The sequence below is a fragment of the Bacillus sp. L_1B0_5 genome (genome assembly GCF_000836715.1).
Taxonomy (GTDB): Bacteria; Bacillota; Bacilli; order Bacillales; family Bacillaceae_G; genus Bacillus_A; species Bacillus_A thuringiensis_S.
The window spans coordinates 1-7,082 of the sequence record NZ_JXIS01000109.1; the positions used below are offsets into that span (position 1 = coordinate 1).

The following is a 7,082-nucleotide window of genomic DNA, read 5'->3' on the forward strand; positions in this document are numbered from 1 at the left end:
ACTTTTCAATAAACGTCTGTTCCATTTTCACACCTCAAACTTATTTGAATAAACATAAAAACCGCCCTCACTTTTATTATGGTTTCAATATATAGACAAGATACAAGTTTCATTTGTTCCCTTGTTTATTTGTTGATGAAACATATATAAAAGTTAAAGGACAATGGCTGTACCTGTACAGTGCTGTTGATTCGAAAGGAAGCACAATCGATTTTTGTCTAAGCAAAACAAGAGACCAAAAGGCTGCAAAGCACTTTTTCAAGAAAGCTTTGCGGTCTTTTTATGTTTCAAAGCCACGTGTGATAACAATCGATATGAATCCGGCTTATCCTATAGCAATTAAACAGTTAAAAAAAGAAAAAAGCATCCGCTACGAATGCTTTCTCTAAAATATAACATAAGGTCTTCTTAACTGTTTTTGTAAATAATTTCGCCTTATAGGCAGAATCTCTTCCGCACCCCTAATAGTCTAAAATGTTTTTTATCAAACAATAATTTCGCCATTTGTTTGAATTATATACTTATACCAATGAAACAAATCTTTTTTGTATCGTTTAATTGATCCATTACTTTCATTATCACGATTAACATAAATCATTCCAATCAATTTTTTCATTTCTAATTCAGTCTGTGAGCGTACTTGGTAAGTATTAAATTTTTTATTATGACTAAAAAATCAGGTCCACTTATTTGTGTCCTTAAAAATAATCATCTTTGAAAAATCAATAAATGATTTTTTCAAAGATAATTATTACATTCTAAACTTTTTCTACTCTTTTACTTTTCTTTAATATTTACAAATTCAACGGCTCCCTTACCCTCAGTACCTAAAGCCGTATTCAATTTATTTATTTCCTTTTTTAATTCTGGTTCTTTCCCCTGATTGACTAAATTAAGATTCCCAAAAGATTTATTAAAAGATAGAAATTGTCTTGTTTTTTCTTTCCCATTTATTTCTTTAAATAAAGTATCATCTACAATTAATAGCATTACGTTGGATCCACCACGATATGGAGATAGCCATACATCCCCTTTATATTGAACATTCATTTTTTTCTGATCAAATGTTAGTTCTTTCAAGTCTTTATATTCTTTATTTGCAAATAAGATAGTTTCACCTTTTTTTGATTTTGGTAATGAATCCACAGGATCTGAAGATATGTCCCCCTGATTATTATCTCTTTCAAGTATAAGCCCCTTTTTGACCATTTTTTCAGCAGTTGTTCTACTAATAAATAGTAAATTACTAGTAGCAGTATCCATAGAATCCCCAAATTTAGTCGGTAGCTTTATGTCAAGCTTATTATTATCTATAGTCCCTTCTTTTAATTGATATAAGTCTTGTGAGGTTGTTATATCTTTGTATGAGTCAATTATAGAATTTCTTGTTTGTTCATTTAACTGCTCTACCTCTATTGAAAGACCATTTGCTGGAGAGTCTTTTGTACCAAATAATGAACATGCTCCTAACATGGTAATCGAAATACTTGCTACTATTAATAATCCAATTCTTTTTTTCAATCTATATTCTCCTTCTTTTAATTATATTTAAATTAAAAAATCGTTTTATACATTTTTTTCAAGTATTGAGATCGAACAAAGTAAAAGTATATAATTTGCAAAACTAAGAAACAAATTAATACCATAACAGAACTACCCAAGACTGAAAAATCGGCTAACTCTTGTAAGGCCATAAAAGCTACTGCACTATGTGTAATTGCTATTACAATGGGTAAAAAGAATAGTAATGCAAGTTGACGTGACACAATTTTCTTTAATTCAGGTTTACTTAAACCAACTTTTGCTATCATTTTATATTGTTGCTGATTTCGTTCTAAGTCTGTGTATAATCGGAAATATAAAAAGCTTGCGGCAAATGTAAAGAAAACAATGCCTATTAATACACTCATAATGGATGCAAGTCCAAAACCTTGTTTCATCATTAACCATGTAGAGATTAAAGAAGAAAAATTATATTGTTCGTTATATAATACAGGCTCATGTATACCCTCATTATCTTTCTGAAGAGTAGTCACAATTTTTTCAGCAACATTTTTTGTTTTCTCCCAATCTTTCACAATAAAACCATTAATAGTGGATTCACCACGGTCATTATCTGGATCCACTATCATTTGATTATATTTAGCATCTGGTACAATAATTAACGTTATGATTTTATCTTGTAATTCTTTCGGAGTGAGTATTTTATTTATATGCATATCTTGATTTATATTTCTATACACCAATTGAAAGTTATTTTGATTCGATTTTGTATTTGCGAATTTTCTTGCAGGTATGACAATACTATCATTTTCATCTTTTAAGCTTTCTTTTTCAAAACCAAATACATTAGCTAACTTATTATAATCACTTATTTTTATAACGCTTAATAATACATTACTGTTATAAAGAGTATCTGGAATTTGTTTTATTGAATAAGCTACTTGTTTGAATTTAAACCCACCATTATTCAGTTCGCTTTCAATTATTTTTAGATGTTCTTTTTCTAACTGGTTATTCTTATGAGACTGATAAGAAAATGCAAAAGGGCTATCCGATTCAGCCATGGAAGAATTGCCTAATCCCATACAAGTCCCTACTGCCGTGAAAGAAACGGCAGATATAATAGTGACCATAAAAAACATTTTTGCATTATCTTTTAATTGATACACTAAATCTGAGATGGTTAGTATGTTTGTTTTCTTAAAGAAAATATTTTCCCTTTTCTTTAATACACGTAACACATACACACTGAGCTGTGTAAATAAGAAGTACGTCCCAAGTACAACAAAGCTCACCCCTGTCGCCATCATGAATAATACATATTTCATATCCTTGTATTGAATTGCATTAACACTATGGAATACAGCCGTATATCCTAATCCAATACAAATAAGTGCGAATAAAGACAGCCAAAAGGATGATTTGGGTTCAGGTTTTGGCTTTTCTTCTGCTTTTATTAATTCTACTAATTGCTCTACATTTACTAGTCGAGAAGTGAAAAGTGAAATAAATAAAAATAATAAGAAGAAAGCTCCAAATGTTATTCCAATTGCTTTAAAAGGCATGTAAAATGGGAGTCCTTTATCAATCATTAGCAGATTGTTGCTCATAATTAAGATAAACTTAGAGAACGCCATTCCAATTGTAATTCCTGTTAAAATTGAAGCGATACCAATTATTATATTTTCAATAAATACTAATTTGTTCAATTGTGAACGTGACATCCCATGTAGCATTAGAATTCCAAAATCTTTTTTTCTTGTTTTTAAAAATGCACTTACAGAATATAGGATAAAGAAGAATGAGAAGAAAAATATTAACCCCTGCGATATCTGTAATCCTGACTTTGCAAATGTATTGATTGTTACACTGGCAGCAAGATCGCCTTGTAAATTAGGATGAAGTGCAAGTAATGCATAAGTAAAGAAAATCATAATAGCAAACGTACTACTTAAAAAATGAGCCAAATATGTTCGTTTACTTCGAATGACGTTATTAAATGCGAATTGTCGAAAAGTCATTTGCATTTCCTCCTAATAATGCTAAAACCTCTAGAATTTTTTGATAGAATACTTTGCGATTATCTCCACAATAAATCTCATTGTATAGCTGTCCATCTTTGATAAACACAATACGATCACAATAACTTGCAGCCATTGCATCATGTGTCACTAACATCATCGTTGTGCTATTATCTTTATTAAGCGTTGTCAATAATTCCATCACATCACTAGCAGATTTTGAATCCAGATTTCCTGTAGGCTCATCCGCAAGTAATAATTTCGGATTATGAATAGTAGCTCGTGCGATTGCTGTTCTTTGTGCCTGTCCACCAGAAATTTCATACGTACGTTTATCTAATATTTCAGTTATCCCTAGTTTTTCAGCAATAGCTTCCACTTTTCCTTCCATTTCTCTAGGACTTACACCATCAAGCGTAAGTGGCAGAACAATATTTTCTTTCACTGTCAATGTATTAAGGAGATTAAATGATTGAAAAACAAACCCTAATTCACGTCTTCGAAATAAAGACAACTGATTTGGAGATAACAGGTATGGATTTTCTCCATGAATTAAAACTTCTCCTGATGTTGGAGCATCTATAGTAGACACCATATTTAATAGCGTTGTTTTACCGCTACCAGATGGTCCCATAATTCCTACAAATTCACCTTTGTTTATTTTTAAATCAATATGGGATAATGCTGTATAAGAAATTTCCCCAGAATAAACCTTCCCTAAATCTGAAACATGTAGTATCTCCACAAGTATTTCACCTTCCATTTCTCTTTTCGATATATGAAGTGTAATCTATATTTAGTATGTCTCATATCGATTTCCCTAACATTTATCTAACAAGTTTGTAAGATTCAAAAGAAAAAACCGATGAAAAGTCTACCTTTCATCGGTTAACGAGAAGCATATGGGAATACGATTCTAACCTTTGTACCCTTACCTACCTCAGATTCTAGCTCAATCTTATGATTTAATTTTTCACATACCTCTTTAACAAGATATAATCCCATTCCCGTAGACTCTTTGAATTTTCTACCATTTTCTCCAGTATAAAATGGATTAAAAACACGTGGTAAATCAGCAATAGGAATACCCACTCCATAATCTCTTACTTCTAAAATAATTGCTCGTCCTTTTGAATACGCCGATACTATTACTTTCTCTTTCTTACTTGATGAATATTTAATTGCATTTGATAGTACTTGATTGAGTATAAATCGAAACCATTTCTTATCTGTTTCTACAATAAGATTCTGATCTACTTTTACCTCTGGATACACATAACTACGTATAAAAAGACGTTTATTTTCATGAATTACAGAATCAATCATTCCCCATAATTGCAATCTGTCTACATGAAAATCCTGTTCAAATGTTTCTAAACGTGCAACATATAAGACCATTTCTAATCCTTTTTTGATTCTTTCCGTTTCTTCATTAATACTTTCAAATCGGGAGTCATCTGCATCTTGTGTAATTAACTCAATAACAGAAAGCGGTGTTTTCATTTGATGAACCCATTGATTCATAAAAGTCATTTGTTCTTGTTGTTTTCGTTCCCATTTTTTTAATTGGTTTTGATAATATTGATATTGAGATTGTAGTAATGTTTCTAAGGCCATTGATAATGGAGTCAAATCACTATCTTTTATTGACTCATTTAAAGTTTCCATTGGTGTTGATAGACGCTTGTAGAATGAACGATGACTATAATAACGATATATTAAATAACCCATTAATAAAAAAACACCCAAAAATACAGAATATAATGCCGTCAAAATATGTGGATAACCATCAAACCAATATATAAAAAGAATGATAAGCAATTGGGCAAATGTATAACAAATGAGTGGAATATGTTCTTGTAAAAATAATTTCATTATTCCTTTCCTTCCTTCTCCCAAGTAGCATGTAAACGATATCCAGCACCACGAACTGTCTCCAGTGCATTTTCAATACCTAAATCTTGCAGTTTCCTTCTAATTCTACCTATATTTACACTCAATGTATTTTCGTCTATATATGAACTATCCCATAGTTGTTCTAAAATCACTTCACGTTTTACAAGGAGCGGAGACTTTGTTATTAATATTTCTAATAAAGTTGTTTCTTTTCTAGTAAGTAAAGTTGTCTTATCATTTAATTGAAGTTCCATTCTTTCTGGGAACAGGAATAATCCCGATTGCTCAACTATTCGTTCTTTTACTTTAGGAGCATATTCACCGTATGCTCTTCTGAGTTGACTACGGATTTTAGACATTACAACCTCATAATAAAAAGGTTTTGTAATGTAATCATCGCCACCATTTTCTAAAGCCATAACTTGATCCATCTCTCCACTCCTTGCAGACAAAAATATAATTGGACAAGTAGAAATAGCTCGTATTTGACGACACCAATAATAACCATCAAAATTAGGTAAATTTACATCTAATAGCACTACATCTGGTTTTACCTCTTGAAATATATCTAAGACATTTTCGAAATCCGCTATAATAACACTTTGGTATCCATATTTTTTAATATGAGTTCCCAATAATTCAGCAATTTTCATATCATCTTCTACAATCATGATTGTATTCATAACATACTCTCCTTTAATTTAGGCGCAATTTCTAAAGTCCATTTGTTATTTAATATTTTACTTATGTAAAAAAGATGATATCTTACCTACCCCCTTAAATGCAATAAGTATCCAATAAAGCGTATATTTGTTGTTACTTAATTAATAATTTCAATAGGGATTGTTTCTATCTTTTTTCTTTACTTAAGTAGATTCTTTTTAAAATACACAAAAAGACCATCACAGTATTGTGACGGATAAACGGGAAAATATTAATAACTAATTACTATTATTATTTATTTGTCACTTTTAAAGCTTCTAACACTATCTTTGTTGCTTCTGCAATAAGCTTATCACCGTATTTAGCATCCACTTTATCATGTTTAGAAAGTATCACAATTATTTGGTGACCAAACAATTGTGATATCATTTCGGGTTCCATAAGATTCCGAACAAGTCTTATCAGCTACTTCCCACCCTCCTGGAACTCCAGCACGAATTAAGTTGTCTCCCGTAGTATTCCTTTTCATCCAATCTATTAATAAATCCCGTTTCTCAGATGAAAGCACATCTCCTAGCGTAAAAACCTGAAGACTAGCAGCTAATGTCTTTTGGGTACTAGTATCATGGGTGTCTCCTGAATACACTTCGTTTAACTCTGGTTCAAAACGTTCAGTATTTTTAACGGTATCTCCTATTTCTCTCATTGATTTTTGGAATTCATTAGGTCCACCTAATTGTTTAAGAATAAGATTTTGTGCAGTATTATCACTTTATCGAAGGGTAGCATCTGCAAGATCTTTCAGAATCATACCTGTATCAACATTCTTCAAAAATATAAACCCGTTAGGTTTATTTCATATGCAAAACTTTAAATTCCCTACATGTAGCCTAAAAAAAGAAATAACCTCTACTATAATTGATGTTGTATTTTCTTACCTTGATAGCGATGTGGCGGTCCCCCTTTAACTACTATAGATGGTGTTGCAAAACTCATAAA

5 protein-coding genes and 3 pseudogenes are annotated in these 7,082 nt (G+C 31.1%); 1 reads left to right on the forward strand and 7 read right to left on the reverse strand.

What is annotated here, in order from left to right:
* Positions 1 to 131: 131 nt before the first annotated feature.
* Positions 132 to 362, forward strand: a pseudogene (locus RT27_RS34325) (DDE-type integrase/transposase/recombinase); the annotation flags it as partial.
* 122 nt (positions 363 to 484) lie between these two features.
* Here the strand turns inward: RT27_RS34325 and RT27_RS35905 are convergent.
* The 7 genes and pseudogenes from RT27_RS35905 to RT27_RS34330 all read right to left on the reverse strand — a co-directional run.
* Positions 485 to 619: pseudogene (locus RT27_RS35905) on the reverse strand (hypothetical protein); the annotation flags it as partial.
* Positions 620 to 777: 158 nt separating this feature from the next.
* A complete protein-coding gene (locus tag RT27_RS27320) occupies positions 778 to 1,521 on the reverse strand; it encodes a lipoprotein BA_5634 family protein (protein WP_043938340.1) in 744 nt (247 codons plus the stop codon).
* Between the two features lie 32 nt (positions 1,522 to 1,553).
* Positions 1,554 to 3,524, reverse strand: coding sequence for an ABC transporter permease (locus tag RT27_RS27325; protein WP_016082838.1), 1,971 nt, complete (start codon positions 3,522 to 3,524; stop codon positions 1,554 to 1,556).
* Positions 3,499 to 4,269 carry an ABC transporter ATP-binding protein gene (locus tag RT27_RS27330; RefSeq protein ID WP_043938342.1) on the reverse strand — a complete coding sequence of 257 codons (771 nt, stop codon included), beginning with the start codon at positions 4,267 to 4,269 and terminating at the stop codon, positions 3,499 to 3,501. The genes RT27_RS27325 and RT27_RS27330 overlap by 26 nt, the downstream gene beginning before the upstream one ends.
* Before the next feature lie 143 nt (positions 4,270 to 4,412).
* Positions 4,413 to 5,399 (reverse strand): sensor histidine kinase, encoded by a 987-nt coding sequence (locus RT27_RS27335; protein WP_043938344.1) that lies wholly within the window; start codon positions 5,397 to 5,399, stop codon positions 4,413 to 4,415.
* Entirely contained in the window at positions 5,399 to 6,103 is a 705-nt protein-coding gene (locus RT27_RS27340) for a response regulator transcription factor (RefSeq protein ID WP_016082835.1), read from the reverse strand. The genes RT27_RS27335 and RT27_RS27340 overlap by 1 nt, the downstream gene beginning before the upstream one ends.
* A 271-nt stretch (positions 6,104 to 6,374) precedes the next feature.
* Positions 6,375 to 6,906 (reverse strand): annotated as a pseudogene (locus RT27_RS34330) (serine hydrolase); the annotation flags it as partial.
* Positions 6,907 to 7,082 lie beyond the last annotated feature (176 nt).